This window comes from Rhodococcus sp. NPDC003383 (assembly GCF_053589115.1).
The window spans coordinates 42,300-65,342 of sequence record NZ_JBSFRG010000023.1; the positions used below are offsets into that span (position 1 = coordinate 42,300).

26 protein-coding genes and 1 pseudogene are annotated in these 23,043 nt (G+C 68.5%); 15 read left to right on the top strand and 12 right to left on the bottom strand.

The genetic code is table 11. From position 1 onward, the window contains the following. Positions 1 to 17 precede the first annotated feature (17 nt). The 6 genes and pseudogenes from ACWDTS_RS19480 to ACWDTS_RS19505 all read left to right on the top strand — a co-directional run. A complete protein-coding gene (locus ACWDTS_RS19480; RefSeq protein WP_248675379.1) occupies positions 18 to 908 on the top strand; it encodes a TauD/TfdA dioxygenase family protein in 891 nt (296 codons plus the stop codon). A gap of 40 nt (positions 909 to 948) precedes the next feature. Beyond that, positions 949 to 2,001 (top strand): BKACE family enzyme, encoded by a 1,053-nt coding sequence (locus ACWDTS_RS19485; protein WP_248675378.1) that lies wholly within the window; start codon positions 949 to 951, stop codon positions 1,999 to 2,001. A 107-nt stretch (positions 2,002 to 2,108) separates the two neighbouring features. Beyond that, positions 2,109 to 3,443 (top strand): MFS transporter, encoded by a 1,335-nt coding sequence (locus ACWDTS_RS19490; RefSeq protein ID WP_450118843.1) that lies wholly within the window; start codon positions 2,109 to 2,111, stop codon positions 3,441 to 3,443. Between the two features lie 36 nt (positions 3,444 to 3,479). Next, the gene (locus tag ACWDTS_RS19495) at positions 3,480 to 4,073 is read left to right on the top strand and encodes an RBBP9/YdeN family alpha/beta hydrolase (RefSeq protein WP_450118844.1); all 594 of its coding nucleotides are present in this window, start codon (positions 3,480 to 3,482) and stop codon (positions 4,071 to 4,073) included. A 47-nt stretch (positions 4,074 to 4,120) separates the two neighbouring features. After that, on the top strand, positions 4,121 to 5,704 hold the full coding sequence (locus tag ACWDTS_RS19500; RefSeq protein WP_450118845.1) for a long-chain-fatty-acid--CoA ligase: 1,584 nt from the start codon (positions 4,121 to 4,123) through the stop codon (positions 5,702 to 5,704). Positions 5,705 to 5,736: 32 nt separating this feature from the next. Then, positions 5,737 to 6,060 (top strand): annotated as a pseudogene (locus ACWDTS_RS19505) (carboxymuconolactone decarboxylase family protein); the annotation flags it as partial. Positions 6,061 to 6,078: 18 nt separating this feature from the next. On the opposite strand, the gene ACWDTS_RS19510 reads toward ACWDTS_RS19505, so the two are convergent. The 5 genes from ACWDTS_RS19510 to ACWDTS_RS19530 form a co-directional block, all read right to left on the bottom strand. Continuing rightward, positions 6,079 to 7,272, bottom strand: coding sequence for an ABC transporter permease (locus ACWDTS_RS19510; RefSeq protein WP_197250824.1), 1,194 nt, complete (start codon positions 7,270 to 7,272; stop codon positions 6,079 to 6,081). Then, positions 7,269 to 8,159 (bottom strand): ABC transporter ATP-binding protein, encoded by an 891-nt coding sequence (locus ACWDTS_RS19515; protein WP_197250823.1) that lies wholly within the window; start codon positions 8,157 to 8,159, stop codon positions 7,269 to 7,271. Before ACWDTS_RS19515 ends, ACWDTS_RS19510 begins: the two co-directional genes overlap by 4 nt. After that, positions 8,156 to 8,692 (bottom strand): hypothetical protein, encoded by a 537-nt coding sequence (locus tag ACWDTS_RS19520; protein WP_450118846.1) that lies wholly within the window; start codon positions 8,690 to 8,692, stop codon positions 8,156 to 8,158. The genes ACWDTS_RS19515 and ACWDTS_RS19520 overlap by 4 nt, the downstream gene beginning before the upstream one ends. Position 8,693: 1 nt before the next feature. Then, positions 8,694 to 8,969, bottom strand: a complete 276-nt coding sequence (locus tag ACWDTS_RS19525; RefSeq protein WP_197250821.1) for a helix-turn-helix transcriptional regulator — start codon at positions 8,967 to 8,969, stop codon at positions 8,694 to 8,696. Between the two features lie 152 nt (positions 8,970 to 9,121). After that, positions 9,122 to 10,006, bottom strand: coding sequence for an oxygenase MpaB family protein (locus ACWDTS_RS19530; RefSeq protein ID WP_450118847.1), 885 nt, complete (start codon positions 10,004 to 10,006; stop codon positions 9,122 to 9,124). Positions 10,007 to 10,099: 93 nt separating this feature from the next. Between ACWDTS_RS19530 and ACWDTS_RS19535 the strand changes: the two genes are divergently transcribed. Then, entirely contained in the window at positions 10,100 to 10,675 is a 576-nt protein-coding gene (locus tag ACWDTS_RS19535; protein WP_450109228.1) for a TetR/AcrR family transcriptional regulator, read from the top strand. Positions 10,676 to 10,687: 12 nt separating this feature from the next. On the opposite strand, the gene ACWDTS_RS19540 is transcribed toward ACWDTS_RS19535, so the two are convergent. After that, complete coding sequence (locus ACWDTS_RS19540) at positions 10,688 to 11,062, bottom strand: RNA-binding S4 domain-containing protein (protein ID WP_197250816.1); 375 nt, start codon at positions 11,060 to 11,062, stop codon at positions 10,688 to 10,690. After that, on the bottom strand, positions 11,059 to 12,696 hold the full coding sequence (locus ACWDTS_RS19545; RefSeq protein ID WP_450118848.1) for an ABC-F family ATP-binding cassette domain-containing protein: 1,638 nt from the start codon (positions 12,694 to 12,696) through the stop codon (positions 11,059 to 11,061). The genes ACWDTS_RS19540 and ACWDTS_RS19545 overlap by 4 nt, the downstream gene beginning before the upstream one ends. A gap of 110 nt (positions 12,697 to 12,806) precedes the next feature. Here ACWDTS_RS19545 and ACWDTS_RS19550 point away from each other — a divergent pair, with 110 nt between their 5' ends. Further along, a complete protein-coding gene (locus ACWDTS_RS19550) occupies positions 12,807 to 13,310 on the top strand; it encodes a pyridoxamine 5'-phosphate oxidase family protein (RefSeq protein WP_197250814.1) in 504 nt (167 codons plus the stop codon). 79 nt (positions 13,311 to 13,389) lie between these two features. Here the strand turns inward: ACWDTS_RS19550 and ACWDTS_RS19555 are convergent, their stop codons facing one another. Both ACWDTS_RS19555 and ACWDTS_RS19560 read right to left on the bottom strand, forming a co-directional pair. Further along, a complete protein-coding gene (locus tag ACWDTS_RS19555; RefSeq protein ID WP_450118863.1) occupies positions 13,390 to 14,457 on the bottom strand; it encodes a S1C family serine protease in 1,068 nt (355 codons plus the stop codon). Positions 14,458 to 14,459: 2 nt separating this feature from the next. Then, positions 14,460 to 15,560 (bottom strand): NAD(P)-binding domain-containing protein, encoded by a 1,101-nt coding sequence (locus ACWDTS_RS19560; protein WP_197252594.1) that lies wholly within the window; start codon positions 15,558 to 15,560, stop codon positions 14,460 to 14,462. A gap of 153 nt (positions 15,561 to 15,713) precedes the next feature. Between ACWDTS_RS19560 and ACWDTS_RS19565 the strand changes: the two genes are divergently transcribed. Both ACWDTS_RS19565 and ACWDTS_RS19570 read left to right on the top strand, forming a co-directional pair. After that, the gene (locus tag ACWDTS_RS19565; protein ID WP_197252595.1) at positions 15,714 to 16,601 is read left to right on the top strand and encodes an SPFH domain-containing protein; all 888 of its coding nucleotides are present in this window, start codon (positions 15,714 to 15,716) and stop codon (positions 16,599 to 16,601) included. A 15-nt stretch (positions 16,602 to 16,616) separates the two neighbouring features. Next, positions 16,617 to 16,847: a hypothetical protein gene (locus ACWDTS_RS19570; RefSeq protein ID WP_197252596.1), complete on the top strand. Its 231-nt coding sequence runs from the start codon at positions 16,617 to 16,619 to the stop codon at positions 16,845 to 16,847. 39 nt (positions 16,848 to 16,886) lie between these two features. Here the strand turns inward: ACWDTS_RS19570 and ACWDTS_RS19575 are convergent, their stop codons facing one another. Next, on the bottom strand, positions 16,887 to 17,876 hold the full coding sequence (locus ACWDTS_RS19575; protein ID WP_197252597.1) for an Acg family FMN-binding oxidoreductase: 990 nt from the start codon (positions 17,874 to 17,876) through the stop codon (positions 16,887 to 16,889). Positions 17,877 to 18,049: 173 nt separating this feature from the next. Here ACWDTS_RS19575 and ACWDTS_RS19580 point away from each other — a divergent pair, with 173 nt between their 5' ends. The 3 genes from ACWDTS_RS19580 (at position 18,050) to ACWDTS_RS19590 (ending at position 20,585) form a co-directional block, all read left to right on the top strand. Continuing rightward, on the top strand, positions 18,050 to 18,781 hold the full coding sequence (locus tag ACWDTS_RS19580; protein WP_450118849.1) for an enoyl-CoA hydratase: 732 nt from the start codon (positions 18,050 to 18,052) through the stop codon (positions 18,779 to 18,781). A 78-nt stretch (positions 18,782 to 18,859) separates the two neighbouring features. Beyond that, entirely contained in the window at positions 18,860 to 19,978 is a 1,119-nt protein-coding gene (locus ACWDTS_RS19585; RefSeq protein WP_197252598.1) for an MBL fold metallo-hydrolase, read from the top strand. 106 nt (positions 19,979 to 20,084) lie between these two features. Continuing rightward, a complete protein-coding gene (locus tag ACWDTS_RS19590) occupies positions 20,085 to 20,585 on the top strand; it encodes a hemerythrin domain-containing protein (protein ID WP_450118850.1) in 501 nt (166 codons plus the stop codon). 38 nt (positions 20,586 to 20,623) lie between these two features. Here the strand turns inward: ACWDTS_RS19590 and ACWDTS_RS19595 are convergent, their stop codons facing one another. Next, entirely contained in the window at positions 20,624 to 21,127 is a 504-nt protein-coding gene (locus ACWDTS_RS19595; protein WP_450109238.1) for a DUF2029 domain-containing protein, read from the bottom strand. Continuing rightward, on the bottom strand, positions 21,124 to 21,345 hold the full coding sequence (locus ACWDTS_RS19600; RefSeq protein ID WP_197252601.1) for a helix-turn-helix transcriptional regulator: 222 nt from the start codon (positions 21,343 to 21,345) through the stop codon (positions 21,124 to 21,126). The genes ACWDTS_RS19595 and ACWDTS_RS19600 overlap by 4 nt, the downstream gene beginning before the upstream one ends. Before the next feature lie 100 nt (positions 21,346 to 21,445). Between ACWDTS_RS19600 and ACWDTS_RS19605 the strand changes: the two genes are divergently transcribed. Together ACWDTS_RS19605 and ACWDTS_RS19610 are read left to right on the top strand one after the other, a co-directional pair. Next, positions 21,446 to 22,831 (top strand): cytochrome P450, encoded by a 1,386-nt coding sequence (locus tag ACWDTS_RS19605; protein WP_450109239.1) that lies wholly within the window; start codon positions 21,446 to 21,448, stop codon positions 22,829 to 22,831. A gap of 11 nt (positions 22,832 to 22,842) precedes the next feature. Continuing rightward, entirely contained in the window at positions 22,843 to 23,031 is a 189-nt protein-coding gene (locus ACWDTS_RS19610) for a hypothetical protein (RefSeq protein ID WP_248676580.1), read from the top strand. Positions 23,032 to 23,043 lie beyond the last annotated feature (12 nt).

The window sequence follows — 23,043 nt, forward strand, 5'->3', positions numbered from 1 at the left end:
CCTCGAAGGACACTCCCATGACCACAACGCTCCCTCCGGCCGGCGACACCCGCACCGCATTCCGGGTCGAGCGGCTCACCGCGACGATCGGCGCCGAACTGTCCGGCGTGTACCTCGGTGACGTCGCCCGCGACGAGACACTGTTCGCCCAGCTCCGCGCGCTGCTCCTCGAGCACAAGGTGCTCTTCTTCCGGGACCAGGACATCACCTGCGCCGAACACGTCGCTCTCGCAGAACGCTTCGGTGCACTCGAGGACCACCCCGTCCTCGGCAGCCACCCCGAGCATCCCGGCCTGGTTCGGATCTACAAGGATCTCGACAGCGCGCCCGAGCACTACGAGAACGCCTACCACTGCGACGCCACGTGGCGGGAGAACCCGCCGATGGGTTGCGTGCTCCGGTGCGTGGAGACACCGCCCGTCGGTGGCGACACCATCTGGGTGAACATGGTCGAGGCCTACCGTCGTCTGCCGGATGCGGTGAAGGACAAGATCGCCGGCCTGCGCGCGCGGCACAGCATCGAGTCGAGTTTCGGTGCGGCACTGTCGACGGAGAAGCGGCATGCACTGCACGCGCAGTTCCCCGACGCCGAGCACCCGGTGGTTCGCACCCACCCGGAAACCGGCGAGAAGATCCTGTTCGTCAATTCCTTCACGACGCACCTGGTCAACTACCACACCCCCGAGAACGTGCGATTCGGTTGCGACTACGCACCCGGCGCCGGAGAACTGTTGCGCTACCTGACATCCCAAGCGGCGATCCCCGAGTACCAGGTGCGCTGGCGGTGGACCCGGAACAGCATCGCCATCTGGGACAACCGATCCACCCAGCACTACGCGGTCCAGGACTACTGGCCGGCCGTCCGCAGGATGGAACGCGCCGGAATCGTCGGCGACCGCCCCTTCTGACCTTCCCCCGATCTCAACGAAACCGATACGGAGACCTCCCATGCATTTCCACGACGACGCCCTGTTCCCCGAGTGCCAGGAGAAGCTGGTCATCACCGCGGCCCCCTACGGCCCGGAGTGGGAACCCTCCGACTTTCCCGAAGACCTGCCGCTGACCATGGAGCAGCACATCCAGCAGGCCGTGGACTGCTACGAGGCCGGCGCGACGGTGCTGCACATCCACGTTCGCGAACTCGACGGCAAGGGCTCGAAGCGACTGTCGAAGTTCAACGAGCTCCTCGCCGGCCTGCGCGAGGCCGTGCCGGACATGATCCTGCAGGTCGGTGGCTCGATCTCCTTCGCTCCGGAAGGTGAAGGCGCCGAAGCGAAATGGCTGGACGACGACGTGCGGCACATGCTCGCCGAGCTCGACCCGAAGCCGGATCAGGTGACCATCGCGATCAACACCTCGCAGATGAACATCATGGAACTGATGACCGCGGACGACATCGCGGGTACCTCGATGGAACGCCCGGAGCTGGCCACGACCTACCGCGAGATGACGGTGCCCGCCGGACCCGAGTGGGTCGAGGAGCACCTGCGCCGCCTGCAGGCGGCGGGCATCCAGCCCCACTTCCAGCTGTCGAGCATCCCGCAGCTCGAGACCGTCGAACGGCTCATCCGCCGCGGCGTCTACACCGGACCCCTCAACCTCACCTGGGTGGGCATCGGCGGCGGCTTCGACGGCCCCAACCCGTACAACATCATGAACTTCATCCAGCGCGTCCCCGACGGTGCGTGCCTGACCCTCGAAACCCTCATGCGCTCGGTGCTTCCCGTCAACGCGATGGCGATCGCGATGGGCCTGCACACCCGGTGCGGCAACGAGGACACCCTCTGGGGTCGCAAGGGCCAGAAGATGACCTCGGTCCAGCAGATCCAGCAGCTCGTCCGGATCGCCGGCGAACTCGGCCGTGAGGTCGCCACCGGCAAGGAGGCCCGCGACATCTACAAGATCGGCGAAACCTACCGCGACGCCGACGAAACCCTCGCCAAGCTCGGCTACGCGCCCAACCGTCGCCCCGGGCAGGTCGGCTTCACACAGCACGCCTGATCGACCTCGCTACACCCAGCGGTTCCGGGGCACGCACTCGCATCGTGCCCCGGGACCGCACCGCCCGCCGAGTCCCCACTCACCGAACCGTCTCCCCAGGAGAACCCATGGGACTGCACACCACCACCACTGTCGCCGATCCGGACGCCACCGTCTCCGGACCGCGCACCCGGTCACGGGCCTACCCGTGGATCGTCTTCGCGCTCACCTTCGGCCTCCTGCTCTCCGACTACATGTCGCGTCAGGTCCTCAGCGCCGTCTTCCCCTTCCTCAAATCCGAATGGGCGCTGGCCGATTCGGAACTTGCCTCGCTGACGAGCGTCGTCGCGCTCATGGTCGGGTTGCTCACCCTCCCGTTGTCGCTGCTCGCCGACCGGTGGGGTCGCGTCAAGAGCCTGGTGCTCATGGCCACGTTGTGGTCCGCCGCCACATTGCTGTGCGCGGTCGCGAGCAACTACGAGCAGATGCTCGGCGCCCGGTTCCTCGTCGGTGTCGGTGAAGCGGCCTACGGCAGCGTCGGAATCGCATTGGTCCTGAGCGTGTTCGCCCCGCGGATCCACGCGACCCTCAGCGGCGCATTCATGGCAGGCGGTTCGTTCGGCTCGGTCGTCGGTGTCGCGCTCGGCGGTCTGATCGCCGTGCATCTGAGCTGGCGGTGGTCGTTCGCCGCGATGGCAGTGTTCGGGCTTCTCCTCGTGGCGCTCTTCCGCGCACTCGTCAGCGAACGGAAACTGGCACGGTACTCGGTCGACGACGCTCCCGACACGAAGGTCGCCTCACCGCCGGACGGCTTCCGGGCTCCCGTGTCGAGCCTGTTCACCAACCCCGCGGTGCTGTGCGCCTATGCCGGTGGCGGCCTGCAGATGTTCACCGCCGCGGTCCTGCTCTCGTGGACGCCCAGCTTCTTCAACCGGTACTACGGCCTCGCTCCCGACAAGGCCGCCGCTGCAGCAGCGATCGTCGTGCTCCTCATCGGCAGCGGCATGGTCGTCTGCGGCGTGATCACCGACCGCGTCGGGCGCTTGGACATCGCCCGGAAGTGGACCACCGCCATCGTCTACTGCGCGATCTCGCTGGTGACCCTGGTAGCGGCGTTCCGCCTCGAAGCAGGCACCGCACAGTTGGTGCTCCTCGGCATCGGCGCGTTCTTCTCGGCAGGATCGTCCGGCCCGACGGCCGCGATGGTCGCCAACCTCACCCATTCCTCGGTCCGTGCCTCGGCCATGGGCACCCTCACCGTCGCGAACAACCTGCTCGGCCTCGCGCTGGGACCGTTCGTCATCGGCATCCTCGCCGACCGCCTCGGCCTCGTCGGCGCGCTGCAGCTGGCGCCGCTGATCTATGTCGTCGCCATCGTCGCGCTGATCGCAGGCAAGCGGCTGTATCCGGCGGGTCTGCGCCGCTTCGCCGAGCTGCGTGACCGCGCCGTCCAGGTCAGCTGACCCCGAACCGTACGTCGACGACCCCCGGAGCTCCCTGTGAACACTTCTTCGTCCCCGACCGTGGTCATCGTGCCCGGCCTGCGCGACCATGTCGCCGACCACTGGCAGACCCTCCTCGCCGAACGCCTCGACGACGCCCGCATCGTGCCGCCGCTCGAACACCACAAACTCGATCGTGCCGCCCGCGTCGCTGCCCTCGACGCCGTTCTCGCCGACATCGCCGGGCCGGTGGTGCTCGTCGCGCACAGCGCCGGCGTCGTCACCACCGTCCACTGGGCACAGAATCCGACCCGGCCGATCCAAGGGGCACTGCTCGCGACCCCCGCGGACGTCGAACTGCCACTGCCGGACGGATATCCGACGACGGGCGAACTCGAACACGGGGGATGGACCCCGATTCCCCGCCGTACCCTGCCGTTCCCGAGCATCGTCGCGGCCAGCCGCAACGACCCGCTCGCCGGCTTCCGCCGGGTCGCCGGGATGGCCGAGGCGTGGGGGAGCCGCCTGGTCGATCTCGGTGACGTCGGGCATCTGAATCCCGCAGCCGGATACGGCTTCTGGTCCGACGCCGAGACGCTGCTGCAGGAGCTGATCGACGACACGAGTCCGGTGCTCTCACAGGCAGAGTGAGTTCTTCCAGGGCATCACACACCGCAACGACAGGATCTACCCATCCCATGTTCAATCTTTCCGTGCTTCTCGAGGATTCCGCTCGCCGCTACCCGGACAGGGTCGCGCTGGTCCACGGCACCGAGCGGCTGACCTACGCCGAACTCGATGTCCGCGCCGACCGAATCGCGGCTCTGCTGATCGACCGCGGTATCCGGCCCGGCGACCGAATTGCGCTGACGTGCCCGAACATCCCTGCGTTCCCCGCCGTGTACTACGGCATCCTCAAGGCCGGGGGTGTGGTGGTGCCGCTGAACACCCTCCTCAAGCCCCGCGAGATCGCCTACCACCTGAACGATTCCGGCGCAGCCCTCTACTTCTGCTTCGAGGGCACGGACGAGCTGCCGACGGGCGAGTACGGTCGATCCGCGTTCCCGGATGCGGACGGCTGTCGCGAAATCCTCTTTCTGTCCGCGGATTCGGATGTGGTGACGACGGCCGACGGAAGCGATGCGCGACCCGTCGTCGACCCGGACTGGGTGGTCGGGACCGGTGCCGTGGTGCGCTGCCCGACCGACACCGCGGTCGTGCTCTACACGAGCGGAACCACCGGCCGGCCGAAGGGTGCAGAACTCACGCACGCGAACATGGTCCTCAACGCACTGACCGCGAACCGTCTGTTCGACAGCAATCCGCTGCGTCACGACACCTACCTGCTCACGCTGCCGCTGTTCCACTCGTTCGGGCAGACGGTGACGATGAACGCCGGGTTGTCGGTCGGTGCGACGCTGGTGCTCATGCCCCGATTCGAGGCGAAGGCCGCCCTGGATCTCATGCTCGCCGAATCGGTCACCGTGTTCGCGGGTGTCCCGACGATGTACTGGGCGCTGCTCGGCGCGGTGGACGAGTCCGTCGACGTGGAGCGGATCGCCCGCACACTCCGCCGGGCGATCTCCGGTGGGGCGGCGCTGCCCGTGGAGATCCTGACCCGGTTCGCCGAGCGCTTCGGCATCGGAATCCTCGAGGGCTACGGCCTGTCGGAGACGTCGCCCTTGGCGATATTCAGCGACCCCGAACGGGAGCCGCGGCCCGGTTCGATCGGGGTTCCGGTGTGGGGGATCGAGGCGATGCTCGTCGACGAGGACGGGAATCCCGTGACCGGGCCCGACGCGGTCGGTGAACTCGTGCTGCGCGGGCACAACGTCATGAAGGGCTATCTGGACCGGCCCGAAGCGACGGCAGAGGTGATGCGCGACGGCTGGTTCCGTACCGGCGACCTCGCCCGCAGGGACGACGACGGCTTCTACTACATCGTCGACCGGGCCAAGGACCTTATCGTCCGGGGTGGGTTCAACGTCTACCCGCGAGAGATCGAGGAGGTGCTGATGAGCCACCCGTCGGTCTCGCTGGCCGCGGTCGTCGGAATCCCCGACGAGCGGCACGGTGAGGAGGTCAAGGCATTCGTCATCCCCGAGGCGGGAGAACGACTCGGCGAGGCCGAGCTGATCGACTGGTGCAAGGAGCAGATGGCGGCGTACAAGTATCCGCGCCGGATCGAGTTCACGGCCGTCCTGCCCATGACCGCCACCGGGAAGATCCTCAAGCGGGCGCTGGTCGAGTCCGCCTCGTCGACGCAAGCGGGTGTGTCGTGACCGGCCCGGGAACCCGCCCGACCGTGGAACGCATGCGGGACGAGGGTTTCTGGAATCCGCTGTGGGACGACCTGGACCGGATGGACCCGGCGTGGACCGAGCAGTACATGGCCGCGGCCATGCAGCCGCTGCAGTCCGGCTCGCTCACGCCCCGGGAGATCCAGCTCCTGTGCATCGCGGTGGACGCCAGTTGCCTGCACATGTATGCGCCCGGCGTGCGGCGCCACATCCGTGCCGCACTCGAACTCGGCGTGGAACCCGAGGCGATCCTCGACGTCCTGAAGTTCGCGACCACCGTCGGGATCCACTCCTGCAACATCGGTGTGCCCATCCTCGTGGAGGAGATGGAACGTCGGGCTGCTTCGGGACCGGTGTCACCGCCCGAGGGCTTCCTTCCACGTGACGGTGCGGCCGATCCGCAGGATCGAACGCTGGTAGATCTTCGCCGCCACGACAGCGAGGAGCGCGGTGACCACGATCATGAGCACGATCGTGCCGACGATCTGGAACGGTGATGCGACGCCGGCCGCGATCCGCAGCGGCATGAGGATCGCCGAGAACGGCGGAATCCAGCTCAGTACCGTGCTCCACGTGGCGTCGGGATCGTCGACGGACGAGAACGCGGCGAAGAACATCGCGAGGATGATCATCATCAACGGACCAGAGGTGGAGTTGACATCCTCCTGCCGCGACACCATCGACCCGGCGGCGGCGTAGAGCACCGCAAAGAACGCGAATCCGAGGACGAACCAGCCGAGTGTGCTCGCGAACACCCCGAGCGCGGTGCCGGTGATGGTGAGCGTGTCGGTGGCCAGGGCGGCTCCGACACCGACAACGCCGTACGCGGCGAGCTGCAGCAGGCCGACGGCACCGATGCCGATGATCTTGCCCCACAACAACTGCAGCGGGCGCAGCGTCGACAGGAGCAGTTCGACGACGCGCGAGGACTTCTCCTCGACGACCCCCATGGCGACGTACATGCCGAACATCAGGATCTGCATGTACAGCAACACCACGGCGACGATCGACAGGACGACTCGCTGACCCTGCTCCGGATCGGGCGGGTCGATCGCTTCGACGACGACGGTCGATCGCGCGGTGGCGTCGGCGATCTCGGCGGGATCGACTCCGCGTTCGGTCAGTGCCGCCGACTGCGCGTCCTGCGCGACCGCGGCATCGAGAACGGTCTTCAGCCCGGCGTCGATATTCGATTCGGTGACGGCGGTGACGCCCGCGGGCTCGCGGGGGATCAGCACGACGTCGAGTTCGCCCGCGGAGACCTGTGCGCGACCCGTATCGCCGTCCGGTACTTCGGAGATCTCCAGCGGCATGCCGGTGGCGTCGCCGATCGCGCCGAGTGCTGCGCTCAGCTGCGGCGCGGCGACGACACCGACGGTGGGCCGGTCGTCGTCGGATCCGCCGAAGATCGACATCGCGACGATGCCCACCACGATCGCGACGAGCACGATCGCGTTGCTGACGACGAAGCTCTTCTTCCGAACCTGAGTGACGAACTCGCGTCGCGCGACGAGCCCGATCGCACGTGTCGTGGTCAACGGGGCGCTCATGCGGACACCACCTCCCGGAACAGATCGGCCAACGACGGTCGGTGCAGCGAGAATTCGTGCACGGGCCCGGTTTCGAGTGCGGTCTTCAGGATCTGCTGGTCGTCGACCCCGGGTGCGACGGACAGCACGGTCCGGCCGTCCGTGTGCTCGACGGTGCCGACGCCGGGCAGTCCGTCCGCCCAGTCGGGCGGTGCCTGCGGTGCGTGCACGACGAGGCGGGCGTCGCCGCCGGAGCGCAGTTCGTCGACGGTGCCGACGGCACGCATCCGGCCCTTCGCGATGATGCCGACGCGGTGGCACAGGCGCTGGACGAGATCGAGCTGGTGACTCGAAAAAACCACGGGAACACCGCTGTTTGCCTTCTCCATGAGCACCTCGCTCATGACGTCCACGGCGACGGGGTCGAGGCCCGAGAAGGGTTCGTCGAGCACGAGAACCGTCGGGTCGTGCACGAGCGCGGCGGCCAGCTGGACGCGCTGCTGATTGCCGAGGGAGAGCGAATCGACGGTGTCGCCGAGACGTTCGGCGATGCCCAGGCGTTCCGTCCACCGGCGCACCGCGCCGTCCGCGTCGGAACGGGACAGGCCGTGCAGCTGAGCGAGATACGACAGCTGTTGTCCCACTTTCATCTTGGGATACAGTCCGCGTTCCTCCGGCATGTAGCCGATGGTGCGGCGCACGTCGAGATCGACCGGCCTGCCGTCGAGCAGCACCTCACCCGAGTCCGCGGCGAGCACGCCCAGCGTGATGCGCATGGTGGTGGTCTTGCCGGCGCCGTTGCTGCCGACGAACCCGAACAGTTCGCCGGGCCGGACCTCGAAGCTCAGGTCGTCGAGGGCGACGATGTCGCCGTAGCGTTTGGTCAGGTGGCTCAGCGTCAAGGTCACAGATGGTCCTCCGGGTCGTCGTCGGGGCGGATCCAGGCCAGGATCATCGCGGGCAGGCAGCCGGCGAACAGGATCGGGGCCAGAGTGAAACCTCCTGCGGCGTAGGCCAGATCCTGGTGGTCGACGCTGTCCGTGGCCGATCCGAGCAGTAGTGCCAGGATGGGAATCATCACGAGCACCTGAGCGAAACCGAGCCCGATCGACCGGGCGCTGTTGCGTTCGGAGATCTCCCGTTCGTCGAGCGCGTGCCGGGGTGCGTCGGACAGCCGGCTCGACACGATCTGCAGGGACGTCCAGGTCACGAGGAACACGAGTGTCAGCGGTAGCCAGGCGAGTGCGGCGAGCGGAACGAAATAGGTCGCGGTCGTGGCGACGAACATGCAGGCCAGCACGACGGCGAGAATCACGGTGAGCAGCCGGCGACGCGCTCGGGTGCGCCAGGTCGGGAGCCACCCGGACATCCGTTCCTGGTTGTCGAGGAATCTGCGCGTGCGACGCGCCTCGTACCGCTCGAGCAGGTTCTGCGCGGGCATCTCAAGCCTCCTTCGGTGCGGGACGGTGCAGCCCGGCGGACAGCGGCGCGAACTCCGTGCGCGAGAACACGGCCTCGACGGGCAGGCCGAACACGTCGCAGATGCGGAACGCGAGGTCGAGGCTGGGGTAGTGGTCGCCGCGCTCGAGAGCGCCGATGGTCTGGGGATTGACCTCGACCAATGCGGCGAGCTGGCTGCGGCTCAATCCGCGGTCCGCGCGGAGTACGCGGATCCGGTTGTAGATGGGGAGGGTTTCCCCACGGCGTACCGGGCTCATACAACAAAGTGTTGTGAAAACCCAACGATCTGTCAACCGCGTCGCCGAGCGAGTGGCACGCTCAGTCGATCTGAGGAGTCGAGCGATACATTCGCTCGGAAAAAGGGAAGGCCCGCCGACGCGTACGGTCGGCGGGCCGAATCCCGAGACGTCTACTGCTGGGGTTCGGACTTCTCCGGCGCCGTGTGCGGAACCGGGCAGCCGGGGGTGAAGGTGCCCATGCTGTTGATGTCGAAGCCGTTGGGGTAGCTCCGAATTCGGGGCATGTCGTGGACGAACTGCGGCTTGCGTCGCGGCGGGAGGACGGCGAGCAGCCGGGCACGGCCACGCAGCGCCCCGACCGAGAGCTTCCGGGCCAGGCTTCCGGGCTCGGGGTAGCGGAACGCGGCGAGCAGCGGCTCGTCCATGAGGCAGCGGCTGAACAGTTCGACGGCCGGTTTGGCGAAGCTCGGGTAGAACGACGCGAGCAGGTCCATCGTGGCGTCGGCGACGCGCCGCCCGCCGGCGTCGAACGCGAAGTGCTCGGCCTCGTAGCTGTCCATGAGGGTCTCGAACTCACCGTAGGTGGCCGGAATGTCCTTGATGCCCATGTGACGCCCGAGGGCCTGGTAGTAGCGGACCGACGCGAGCAGTTCGTCGTCGGCCAGCTGCCGCCAGCCGTAGGCCTGGATCCAGCGCTGCGGGACGACCACGAACGTGGAGAGCACGTAGCGGAAGTCGTCGTTGGAAATGTCGTACATGCGGTGCATCTGGTTGATGCGACGGATCGCAGCCTTGCCCTCGGCGCTGTCGAATCCCTGGAGGAGCGGGACTTCGAGCAGGATCGAGGTGTCGTCGTAGCGCTTCTGGGTGGTCTCGGTGAACGCGCCGGTCGCGTCGAGCAGCGACCCGATGCTCGGCACCGCATACGTGCGGAACAGCGCGAAGCTCAGGGCCTGGTTGAAATCCCACGGGAATTCGTAGGTGGTCAGGTTGCGGTAGATCTCGTGGAATCGGCTCTCCGGGTCGAGACCGGCGTTGCGGTTGGGTTTGCTCACGGCTTCTCCTTCGCGTCCCGGTCGGAGTGTAAGTAGGGTTATAGTTTTGTGCAAGAGGTCACAATCGAGGGACGTGGCCGGATCGGAGGAGACATGGCTTCGGACGGGGGAAAGAGGAAGGTACCCACGCGCGGCGCTCAGTTGCGCTATCTCGAGGCCGGACTCGACGTGCTCGGCAGGCAGGGTCACGCCGGACTGAAACTCGCGACGGTGTGCGAGGAGGTCGGCGCCACCAGCGGCTCGTTCTACCACGCGTTCCCCAACTGGGGTGAGTACACGTCCGCGCTCATCCGCTACTGGCGCGAAACCAAGAGTGACCGCCTCATCGGCGATGCACGAGAGGTCGCCGACCCGGTCGAACGGCTCCAATTCCTCATCGACGTCGCCCTCAACCTGCCTCACGACACCGAGGCCGCCATCCGCGTGTGGGCGGCCCACGACCCCGACGTCCGGGCGATCCAGATCGAGGCCGACGAGGAACGTCGGCAGTTCATCGCCGAGGCCTTCTTCGACGCGACCGGCGACCGTACGCTGGCCGAACGGCAGGCGACCGTCGCGATGTACATGCTCGTCGGGTACGAGAGCGGAACCCACCGATCCCGGGACGACCTGGCCTGGGCCTTCCGCACCTTCGTGGAACACGCACTCGCGGCCGTCGCCCAGAGGTGACCGCCGGGCGGATCAGTCCTCGTTGAACCCGCGGATCCGGTCCAGCTCTCGACGTTCCTTCTTCGTCGGCCGGCCGGCACCGCGGTCGCGGCGGGGGAGCGACGCGAGGATCTCCTTCGGCGGCGGCGGAGGACTGTGGTCGAGATAGGCGGTCGCCGCGATGGGGGCGCCGACCCGCTTGTTCACCAATTGGGTGACCTCGACGATCTTTTCGAGCCCGTGGGCGCGGACCCGGACCTCCGCGCCGATCGTCACCGGTGTCGACGGCTTCGCGGTCATCCCGTCGACGCGCACGTGCCCGGCCCGGCACGCCGCCGCGGCAGCCGAGCGGGTCTTGAACAGTCGCACCGACCACGTCCAGCTGTCGACCCGGACACTGCCACTCATGCGTTCTCCTCGGTCAGCTTCCCGTCGTCGAGGCGCCACCGTCGGGTGCTGCGGGTGGTGTCGAGCATCCGGCGGTCGTGCGTGACGAGCAGCAGCGTGCCCTCGAAACTGTCGATGGCCTGTTCGAGCTGCTCGATCGCCGGAAGGTCCAGGTGGTTCGTCGGTTCGTCGAGCACCAGCAGGTTCACCCCGCGCGCCTGCAGCAGCGCGAGTCCGGCGCGGGTGCGTTCGCCGGGGGACAGCGACGACGCCGGCCGCAGCACGTGGTGGCCCTTCAACCCGAACTTCGCGAGCAGGGTCCGCACATCCGCGTCGGGCCAGTCGGGTATCTGCGCACCGAACGCCTCGACGAGCGGCTCGTCACCCTCGAACAGCCCACGCGCCTGGTCGATCTCACCGATCTCGACGCCGGAGCCGAGCGACACGCTGCCGGCATCGGGAGTCAACGTGCCGAGGAGCAGGCCGAGCAGCGTCGTCTTCCCGGCGCCGTTGGGTCCGGTCACCAGGATGCGGTCACCCCAGTCGACCTGGGTGGTCACGGGGCCGAAACGGAAAGCGCCACGGCGAATCTCGGCGCCGTTCAGGGTTGCCACGACCGCGCCGCTGCGGGGTGCGGCCGCGATCGACATCCGCAGTTCCCATTCCTTGCGGGGCTCCTCGACGACGTCGAGCCGTTCGATGCGGCGCTGCGTCTGGCGAGCCTTCGCCGCCTGCTTCTCGGTGGCCTCGGCGCGGAACTTCCTGCCGATCTTGTCGTTGTCCTTCGACTTGCGGCGCGCGTTGCGGACCCCGTGCTCGAGCCAATTGCGTTGCATCCGAGCGCGATCCTCGAGCTGCTGCTTGGTGTCGGCGAACTCCTCGTAGGCCTCGCGCGCGTGCCGTCGCGCGACCTCCCGCTCGACGAGGTACGCCTCGTATCCGCCGTCGTACACGGCGATCTGCTGCTGCGCCAGGTCCAGCTCGACGATGCCGGTGACGGTCCGCGCCAGGAACTCGCGGTCGTGGCTGACCACCACGAGCGCGGTGCGGGTCTCGGCGACGAACCGCTCCAGTTGTTCGAGCCCGGCCAGATCGAGGTCGTTGGTCGGTTCGTCGAGCAGCAGCACGTCGTAGCGCGACAGCAGCAGCGCCGCGAGCCCGGCCCGGGCCGCCTGCCCGCCGGACAGACCGGTCATCGGGGCGTCGAGCCCGACGTCGAGGCCCAGGTCGGCGACGGTCTTCTCGGCGCGTTCGGCCAGGTCGGCGCCACCGAGCGCGAGCCACCGTTCGAGCGCCGGGGTGTAGTCGTCGACGTCGGATTCGCCGAGCGCCTCCGCCGCGGCGTTCATCACGCGTTCGGCCTCGGCGACACCGGTCCGTCGTTCGAGGAACCCGAGGATCGTCTCCCCGGCGATGCGCTCGGGTTCCTGGGCGAGATAGCCGACGGTCGCGTCGGGCGGGCTGAGGGTGATCGTGCCGGTCACGTCGGCGGTACCGACGCCGGCGAGCGTCGTGAGCAGTGTCGACTTACCGGCGCCGTTCGCGCCGACCAGGCCGATCACGTCGCCGGGAGCGACCGTCAGGTCCAGTCCGCTGAACAGGGTCCGTTCGCCGCGGGACGCGGACAGCCCGTCGATTCGTAGTGTTGCGCTCACCGGGCGATTATCCCGCCCCGGGTGTACGGGTCCGTCACCCGGGGATGCTGAGTTTCGGCGGTCGGCGAGGTCGGTATCGGTGGACAATCGGCGAAACGAGGCAGGCCGGCATGGGCACACCGGTGACGACGATCGACACACGGTTCGGTGATCCGGACGCGCAGCCGATGGCGTGGAGCGACACCGAGCGCCTGCTCACGGACGCGGAACTGTACTGGCTGAGCACCACCGGGCGCGGAGGGGGACCGCACGTCACCCCGCTGATCGGGCTCTGGCGCGACGGCGCGTTCTGGTTCTGCACGGGTCCGGGCGAGCAGAAGGCCCGCAACCTGCAGCACGAGACGCAGGTCGCGGTGACGACGGGCACGAACACGTGGGCCGACGGCGCCGACGTGGTGGTCGAAGGCGACGCCCACCGGATCACCGATCCCGCGCAATTGCAGACGCTGGCGGACGCCTACCTCGCCAAGTACGGAGAGCAGTGGCGCTTCGAGGTCGTCGACGGAGGATTCGGCGGCGAGGGATTCGGCGCGGAGGTGTTCCGGGTCGACCCGCGCAAGGTCCTCGTGTTCGCGAAACACCCGCACGGGCAGACGACGCACCGGCTGCGCTGAGCGCCGCGGCCGCCGAGCGTGCAGAACCTGTCGCGATTTTCGGTGGGACACAACAAGATCTGCGCACTCGGCCGGGGCGTCAGCGCGGGGGACCGGATTCGACGGTCAGCGTCGCGGTCTGCGCGGCACCGGTCTTGTCGCGCCAGCCGATCTCGACGGTGTCGCCCGGGCGTCGCGCCATCAGGAGGGTTTCGAGGTCACCGTTGGAGGCGACGGGCTTGCCGTCGAACGAGGTGATGATGTCGCCGATGTCGAGCCCGGCGACCTCGGCCGGTGAGTCGAACGACACCCACAGCACCTCCGCGCCGCGGTTCTCGCCGTCTTCGCGGACGGTGGTGACCCTGACTCCGAGCAGAGGAGTCGGGCCCACGTGCACGGTGCCGCCGCCGGTGCCCGCGCGGATCTGCTCGACGATCCGCATCGCAGCGGAGATCGGCACCGCATAGGCCTCCGGGGCGACGGGGGTCTCGGCGGGATCCTCCGCGATCGCGCCCGCAGTGTTCACTCCCACGACGGCGCCGAACGCGTCGACGAGCGGACCGCCGGAATCGCCGGGCCGGATCGCCACGTCCGACTGCAGCATCCCGGTCAGCCGGTGCCGCGACCCGTCGGCCGAGTCTCGCACGAGCACATTGCGCCCGGTTGCGACGATCGTGCCGGGAGTAGCGACGACGACCCCACCGCCGTCGGCGTTGCCGAACGCGGTGACGGCGGAACCCACCCGGGGCGCCTCGGCGTCGGCGAGCGTCGCGACCGGCAGATCCCGGGCGCTGCCGAGCTGCACGACCGCGACGTCGTGGACGCGGTCGTAGCCGTTGACGGCGACGTCGTAGGACAGGCCGGTCGCGGCGCTGAAGGCGGTGATCTCGTCGGCGCCGCTGACGACGTGATGGTTGGTGAGCACGAGGCCGTCGGAGGTCAGGACGATCCCGGTTCCCGCCATCCCCGTCCACCCGTCGGTGGCGGTGATCGTGACGACGGCGGGCGCGATCCGGGCGGCGAGTTCCTCCGCGGTCGCGGGCAGGGGTGGCGCCGCCGGCACGGGTGGGGGTGGGGGCGGTACGACCGTGTCGACGGCGGTCGGTGCGGACAGCGTCAGGCTCGCGGCCGTGGCGAGTCCGACGACCAGCATCGACAGGCCGCGCATGCTCACCTCGCGGAGGCTTCCGTTTCGAGGTGGTCGACGAGTTCGCGGGCCGCGGCCCGGCCGGCGCGGTTCGCGCCGATCGTCGACGCCGACGGACCGTACCCGACGAGGTGGATGCGCGGATCGACGGCGACCTGGGTCGCGAGCCGGCCGGTCATGGTGATTCCGCCGCCGGGGTTGCGCAGGCCGAGCGGTGCCAGATGGTCGAGGGAACTGCGGAATCCGGTGCACCACAGGATGACGTCGACGTCCAGCTCTCGACCGTCCGGCCATCGGACACCGTGCTCGGTGATCTCCGAGAAGATCGGAAGATGTTCGAGCACACCGCGTTCGCGGGCGGCACGGATGGCCGGGGTGAGTGGGAGACCGGTCACCGACACCACCGATCCCGGAGGCAACCCGTGCCGGACCCGGTCCTCGACCACCGCGACCGCGGCCCGCCCCTCCTCGGGAGTGAATTCCTCGTCGCGCCAAGCAGGTTCGCGTCGGGTGACCCAGGTGGTTTCGGTGACGCGGGAGATCTCGTCGAGCAGTTGCACCGCGGAGATGCCGCCGCCGACGACGAGGACGTGCTTGCCCGCGAATTCGTCGGCCGTCCGGTAGTCCTTGGTATGCAGTTGCCGGCCGCGGAACCGTGCGGCGCCGGGATACCACGGCACGAACGGGTGCTCCCAGGTGCCGGTCGCGTTGATGATGCCGCGCGCGGCATACACGCCGTGATCGGTTTCCACGCGCAGGTATTCGCCGCGGTCGCACACCACGATCACCTGGACGGGCCGGCGCACCGGCAGATGGAATCGCTGCTCGTAGGCGCGGTAGTACTCCGGGACCGCCGCGGCGGCGGGTACCTTCCCGTCGGTGGTGTCGACGGCCTCGGCGAACGAGGATCCGGGCAGGTCGTGGAGTCCGTTGACGGTGTCGAGAGTCAGCGTCGGCCAGCGGTGCTGCCATGCCCCGCCGGGGCCGAACGACCGGTCCAGTACCACGAACCCGCTGTCCGGTTCCTTGCCGAACTTCTGCAGGTAGTAGCCCGCCGACAGCCCGGCCTGCCCGGCTCCGATCACGACGATGTCCACGAACGTGTCGGGATCACCGGTCGTCATCGTGTCCGCTCCCTGTCGTGGGTTGGTCTGTGGCAATCATGATGCCAACTGTCCGGGCGGTCCACCGGGCTATGACTCCGAGCCCTCGAAACCACGGGTGGAAATGTGATATCACTTTAATATCGCATTACCGACCACGACGAGGAGCGCGTCATGGCCGCAACGCAATCGACGATCACCGAACGCCCCGGGCGTTCCCGCAACGGCTGGCTGGTGCTCGGCATCGGGCTCCTCGTCGAACTGGCCGGCGTCGGGTTGATCGTGCTGGGTGCACTGCAGACGAACATTCCGCTGATCGTCGCCGGTGCCGTCCTGGTCGTGCTCGCGAGCGCCGCCCTCGCCGGTCTCGTGCTGGTCGAACCGAACCAGGCGCGCGTGCTGCAGCTGCTCGGCGGCTCCTACGCGGGCACACTCCGGGAACCGGGACTGCGCTGGATGAACCCGCTCAACACCCGCCGCAGGATCTCGACCCGGATCCGCAACCTCGAGACCGGCAAGGCGAAGGTCAACGACGCGGACGGCAACCCCATCGAGATCTCGGCGGTCATCGTGTGGCAGGTCCAGGACACCGCCCGCGCCGTCTTCGACGTCGACGACTTCGAGGAGTTCGTCGCGGTCCAGACCGAAGCCGCCGTTCGTCACATCGCCGGCAGCTACCCCTACGACGCGCCCGCCGACACGATGTCGCTGCGTCAGAATGCCGCCGAGATCACCACCAAGCTGTCCGAGGAGGTCGCCGAGCGCGTCCGGTCGGCCGGCGTGCACGTCGTCGAATCGCGCATCAACCAGCTCGCCTATGCCCCGGAGATCGCACAGGCCATGCTGCGCCGCCAGCAGGCGGGCGCGGTCATCGCCGCCCGGGAGCAGATCGTCATGGGCGCGGTCGGGATGGTCGCCACCGCCCTCGATCAGCTCGAGCGCGAGCACACCGTCGAACTCGACGAGGAACGCAAGGCCGCGATGGTCAGCAACCTGCTCGTCGTACTCTGTGGGGACCAGGGTGCCCAGCCCGTCGTCAACACCGGTTCGCTCTACCAGTAGTCAGGTCCGATCCGCATGGCCGAACGCAAGAAGCTGCTGCTGCGGCTCGATCCGGCGGTCCACGACGCGCTGGCGAGGTGGGCGGGCGACGAGTTGCGCAGCACCAACGCGCAGATCGAGTTCCTGCTGCGGCGCGCGTTGACCGAGGCCGGCCGGATGCCCGGCCATGTGGAGAAGATCCGCCGGCCCGGTCGCCCGGCGAAGACCGACCGCGCCGAGCCGACCCCGGACGACACGGACGAGTGACGGACGGAAATCCTTGCCCTGCAAGATGTTGGGATCGGATCACCGTGTCGCACGCCGGACGGTCACCGTGAACACCGAATCCGTGGGCAGTCGCGGCGTCGGCTTCGGACGGTTCTCCGGCGCGGTCGTGCCGACACGGACCAGTGCCTGCGGGCATCCGCCCTCGGGCAGCAACGTGCGGATCATCTCCCGGCTCTGCCCGAACTCGGTCACGTGGGTGAGCGGGCACGTGGCCAGGCGATCGACGGTGGCCTCGAGTAATACCGCCGACAGTGCCTCGCCCGCTCGGAGCCAGTCCTCGCACGTGTTTCCTTCGGTGCTGACCACGATGACGGTCGAGCGGTCGGTCTCCGGGGCGTCGCCCGAGGTGCGGCTGCCCGCCGGGAACCGGCGGCCGATCTCGACGCGCGCGCTCTGCTCCGCCGTGGCGAGCGCCTCCGGGGGAATTCCGAGGGATTCGACGGAATGGCCGGTCCACCAGTGGAGTTCGGTCTGATACGCAGTGTCGTAGCGTCGCATCGCAGCGGTGAGCTCGGTGGCGGCACCGAGGACCTGGCGAGCATCCTCCGGCAACACCGTCACCCTCGTTCTCGGGTGGAGCACCTCCCGGAGCGGTCCGGGGAAGCCGGTGCCGGTCGACGGCGGCGCGAACGGCCTGCGGTCGGAATAACGCCTGCGGATCGCTGCCACGAGATCGAAATCGTGCGATGCCGGTCGAGCGCCGTGGCTGAACCGGATGCTGGCCAGATGATTGGAATGTTCTCCCACCGGCAGGCGGTCGATCTCGGTGGACCACTTCAACGCGGTCGCCGCGATCTGCAGGTGATGGAGGGCCGCGCCACAGCTCAGGACGAGTTGCCGCGCGGACGGATCCGTCGACGGCAACAGGCGGCTGCGGTCGCTGAAGAGGTCGAGGCGCCCGTCGGAATACGTCCACCGCCACGGTTGGCTGTTGTGCACCGACGGTGCGCGGCAGGCGAGATCGACTGCCATCCTGACCGTGTTCACATCGGGAATCCGTGGGTCCATGACCACTCCTGGGAGTGCAGCCCGCCGTACAGCCGACGAGTGTGCTGATCCGCTCCCCATCATTGTTCGCCGCCCCTGATTTTACCGCGAGCGACAGGCGCGACCGCGTGGAACGCTCAGGCTCGCCGGATGGGATGATGCCTGCGCCAGGATCGGAAGGTGAGGCAAGGAACATGATCGGGATCAGCCGCGACGGTGACGTCGTCACGATGAAACTGCAGCGCGCCGAGCGGCGGAACGCGCTCAACACCGAGATGTGTGTGCAACTCCGCGAGTGCATCGAGCAGGCCGTCGAGGACGACGCGCGCGTCGTCGTCATCACCGGTGAAGGACCGGCGTTCTGCGCGGGTGCCGATCTGTCCGGTGACGTGTACGCGGAAGGGTTCCTCGACAGCCTCACCGAGATGCTCACGACCATCGAGACCGCGCCGATCCCGGTGATCGCCGCCGTCAACGGCCCCGCGATCGGGGCCGGTACCCAGCTCGCGCTCGCGTCGGATCTGCGGGTGGTCGCGCCGAAGGCCCGGTTCGCGGTGCCCGCCGCCCGACTCGGCATCTCGGTGGACCGATGGACCGTACGCCGGCTGGCGACGCTCATCGGTGGGGGAGCCGCCCGCGCGGTGTTCCTCGCCGCCGATTCGATCCACGCGGACGAAGCGCTCGCGCGGGGCCTGGCCAACCGGATCGGCGACCTCGAGGCGGCGCAGGCATGGGCGCAGGAGATCGCGGCACTCGCGCCGCTGTCGTTGCGCGCCATGAAGCTGTTCCTCAACGACGACCGCACCCGCGACGAACCGTCGCCGGAACAGATGTCGGCGCTGGCCGCGGCATGGCTGAGCGAGGACGCGCAGGAGGCGCGCGTCGCGCGCGCCGAGAAGCGCGATCCCGTCTTCCGCGGAAAGTAGCCGCCCGCACCTCGGGCACGACGCCCAATCCCCATTTCGATCCGAGAGGGATCGGGAGACGCGCCCTACAGTGGTGTGGTGAGCGTCAAACAGGCTGCCTCGTCCGCCCTCGCCGGAGCCGGATTGCTGTGGGTGGCGCGTGCCGCCCGCGGTCTGCCGACCTCGATCGGTGCGTCCGTCGCCGACATCCGGCCGTACGCGGCGGGTTCGCCCCGCTATCGCGACGGCCGGTTCCACAACTCCGAGCCGAGCAGCACGCTCGGTCCGGAGGCGGGCGGTGGTTTCCTCAAGGACATCCTGACCCGCGGGTCCGTCGGAACGCCGCGGACGGAGGTGCCGCTCGCACCGCCGCTCGCGCCGGTGGACGCCGCCGAGCTGGCGGTCACCTGGTACGGACATTCCAGCGCGCTCGTCGAGATCGACGGGCACCGCATTCTCGCGGACCCGGTGTGGAGCGATCGGGTGTCGCCGTCGGAGACGATCGGGCCCGCCCGCATGCATCCGGTGCCGGTGCAGCTCGCCGAACTGCCCCGCATCGACGCGGTGGTGATCTCCCACGACCACTACGACCACCTCGACCGCCGCACCGTCGAAATGCTTGCCGCCACGCAACGCGACATCCGGTTCCTGGTGCCGCTCGGTGTCGGCGCGCACCTGCGCCGGTGGCGGGTTCCGGAGGAGCGGATCGTCGAACTCGACTGGGATCAGCACACCGAGGTCGGGGAGCTGACGATCACGTGCACCGAGGCCCGTCACTTCTCCGGTCGCGGATTCGCGCGGGACATCACGCTGTGGTCGTCGTGGGTGATCGCCGGTCCGACGCGCCGTGTGTTCTTCGGGGGCGACAGCGGATACACGAGGCGGTTCGCCGACGTCGGGGACCGGTACGGTCCGTTCGATCTGACGCTGCTGCCGGTCGGCGCGTACGACCGTCGCTGGCCGGACATCCACATGAACCCCGAGGAAGCAGTGCGAACGCACGGTGACCTCGGTTGCGTGGACCGCCCCGGCAGTCTGCTCGTGCCCGTGCACTGGGGCACCTTCAACCTCGCCTTCCATGCGTGGTCCGAGCCGATCGCGCGGCTGTTGCCGGCAGCGCAGGCCGCCGGGGTCGCGACCGCGGTCCCGATGCCGGGGCAGCGGGTCGACGCGCTCCGGCCGGGTGCCCAGCATCCGTGGTGGGTGTCCCTCGGCTGAGACTTCGCACGATGTGCCGTTTGCCCGACTCCTGCCGTGGGTACCAAGGAGCACACGGATTCCGCGTCCGGCTCGGGTGGCCGGACCCCGGCGCGAGGAGGTTCTGATGTCGACGGATGCCATCGTGATTCTCAAGGACGATCACAAGGAGATTCGACGGTTGTTCCGTGCCTTCCGGGGTGCGGGTGAGAACGCGGAGAAGGAGAAGGGGCAGCTCGTCGACAAGATCATCGAGGCGTTGACCGTGCACACCTACATCGAGAACGAGTGCATGTATCCGAAGGTCCGCGATCTCCTGCCGGACCTGGAGGAAGACGTTCTCGAGTTCTACGAGGAACACCACGTCGCCGAAGTGCTCGTCACCGAGCTGGCGGGAATGTCGCCTTCCGACGAGCGATTCGACGCCAAGGCCACGGTGCTGATCGAGAACGTCGAGCACCACATCGAAGAGGAAGAGGAAGAGTGGTTCCCGCAGGTTCGTGAGCAGCTCGGCCGTAAGAAGCTGCAGGAGATCGGTGCGGAGATGCTCGAACTGAAGAAGAAGGCGCCGCGCTCACCGGCCCAGCCGTCGGCGCTCAAGAAGACGGTCGACGCCGTTCTGGCCTGACCGGTTCCGGTGCAACGGGTTCCGGGGAAGAAGCGCGCTCACATGTCCTCGGCGTCGCGCGCTTCTTCCTCGGCGATCCGGCGGGCGTCGCGGCGCTTGCGCCATGCGATGATCGCGAAAACCGCTGCCGCACCGCAGATCCCGCCGACGATCATCCCGAGCCACGTTTCCGGATCCTGGTCGAGCGGTGCGGACAGGCGGGCGTAGATGCCGACCGCCCCCGCGATGTACAGCGCAGCGGCGAAGATGGCGCGGGGGCGCCACGTCTTGGCGGAGGCGTACACGTCGACGTCCTGGGAGCGTGCGTAGGCGGCGGTGACGATCGAGACCACGAACCACGCGAGGATGATGCCGAGTGCGGTCCACGCGCCGACGCGTCCGGCGACCCACGGGAGGACGGCCGTCGCGACGAGCGCAATCCATTGGGTCAGTTGGAATCCCACTGCGGACGCTTCGTTCCAGACGTCACGCTGACGTTCGTCGCGGTAGAAGTCGTCGTCGAGATCCCCGATCACGCGAGCGGCCTTGACGAATGCGGTCATGGGGAGTCCTCCTCGGTGAGTGGAAACAGATCTTCGACGGTGGTGCCGAGGGTGCGGGCAAGCCGTAATGCGAGGTAGACGCTCGGCGCATAGTCGCCCTTCTCGGTGGACACGATGCTCTGACGGCTGACGCCGACCCGCTCGCCCAGTTCGGCCTGGGTGATCCGCAGTTGCTTGCGGAACTCGCGAACTCGGTTGCTTCCCGGTGTGCCTGCCACGAGTGGAAGTCAAGCATCCTTGTCATCCGGTGTCAAGAGTGCTTGTCTTTTCCTGACCCAGGCTCGTTTCGCGGGAAGGCGGAGCGGGTACCAGTGCGTCATGGCGACACCCGCAGGTACCGCACATTCGACGTCCGCGACCGGCCCGGCCGTGAGCGGCCTCCGGGCGCTGCGTCTGGTCGCGACCCTCGGCTTCCCGTCGGTCGCCGCCGGGGTGATCGCCCGTAGGCCCCGGTCGATGGCGCTGCTGGAACGGTTCGGCGCCGACGCGTCCGCCGTGCACGCACTGCGCCGGCTGCGTGCGGAACACGGCTCCGGGCCGCTGCAGATCGAATTGCCCGGCAGGCGGCTGGCGGTCGTGCTCGACCCGGCCGATGTCGGCAGGATCCTCGAGGACTCGCCGGACCCGTTCGACCCCGCCACCCGGGAGAAGAAGGGTGCACTCTCGCCGTTCCAGCCGCACGGTGTGCTCATCTCGCAGGGCTCCATCCGCTCCGAACGCCGCCGGCTCAACGAAGAGGCACTCGACACCGCGCACACCCTGCATCACCTGGCCGAACCGATCGTGGAGGTCGTCGACCGGGAGGCGGTCGCCCTCCTCGAATCGGCGATCCGCACCGGCACTCTCGACAACGACGAGTTCACCCGAACCTGGTGGCGCATCGTTCGCCGGATCGTCCTGGGCGACTCCGCCGCCGAGGACAACGACATCACCGACAGATTGAAAAAGCTTCGCGCGAACGGGAACTGGTCCTATTTCATTCCCGAGCGGAGCCGTCTTCGCGACCGCTTCACCGAAGACCTGTATCGCTACGTGGACCGGGCCGAGCCGGGTTCGCTCGCCGGAGCACTCGCCGCGCTACCCGCCGGAGGTGCGACCGATCCGGTCGGTCAGATTCCGCACTGGCTGTTCGCGTTCGACGCCGCGGGCATGGCCGCTGCGCGCACGCTCGCGCTGTTCGCCGGTCACCCGGGGCAGCGCGGGACCGCACGCGCGGAGATCGCCGCCGGTGACGCCGAGAAGCCGCAGCCCTACCCGTATCTGAGGGCCGCCGTACTCGAATCGGTGCGTCTGTGGCCGACGACGCCGATGATCCTGCGGGACTCCACCCGCGACACGGTGTGGGGCCCGGAGCAGGAGCGGTTCACCATTCCCGCCGGCACCGGATTCATGATCCTCACCGCCGGTTTCCACCGCGACGGCGAGACCGTGTCGTTCGCCGACGAGTTCGTCCCCGAGGTGTGGCTGGACGGACGCGCGGAGAGACGTCCGGAACTGGTGCCGTTCAGCGCCGGACCGGCGGCGTGCCCCGGCCGCAACCTCGTGCTGCTGGTGACCAGCACCCTGCTGGCGCGGATGCTCGCCGCTGCGGACTTCCGGGTCGTCTCCGATCCGGTGCCGGCCCCCGACCGTCCGTTGCCGAACACATTCGACAACTTCGGGCTGAAATTCGAGGTGGCGCGCACCGCCGGTGCGCCCCGGTGAGGAGTAGCGACATGAACGCGTCCGGCAAGCACGACGAGGACGAGGGCTTCCACCGGGTGTCACCCGACCCCGAGGAAACCCCGCAGGACGACGATCTCGAATCGGATCACGGGGATCGGCCCGACAGCGGCACCGACGCCGGCCAGGAGGCGACGGATCCGGCGCGCCGGGCAGGAGAAGAAGGCGGGGCCGGCGAGTAGCGACGGGGGCCG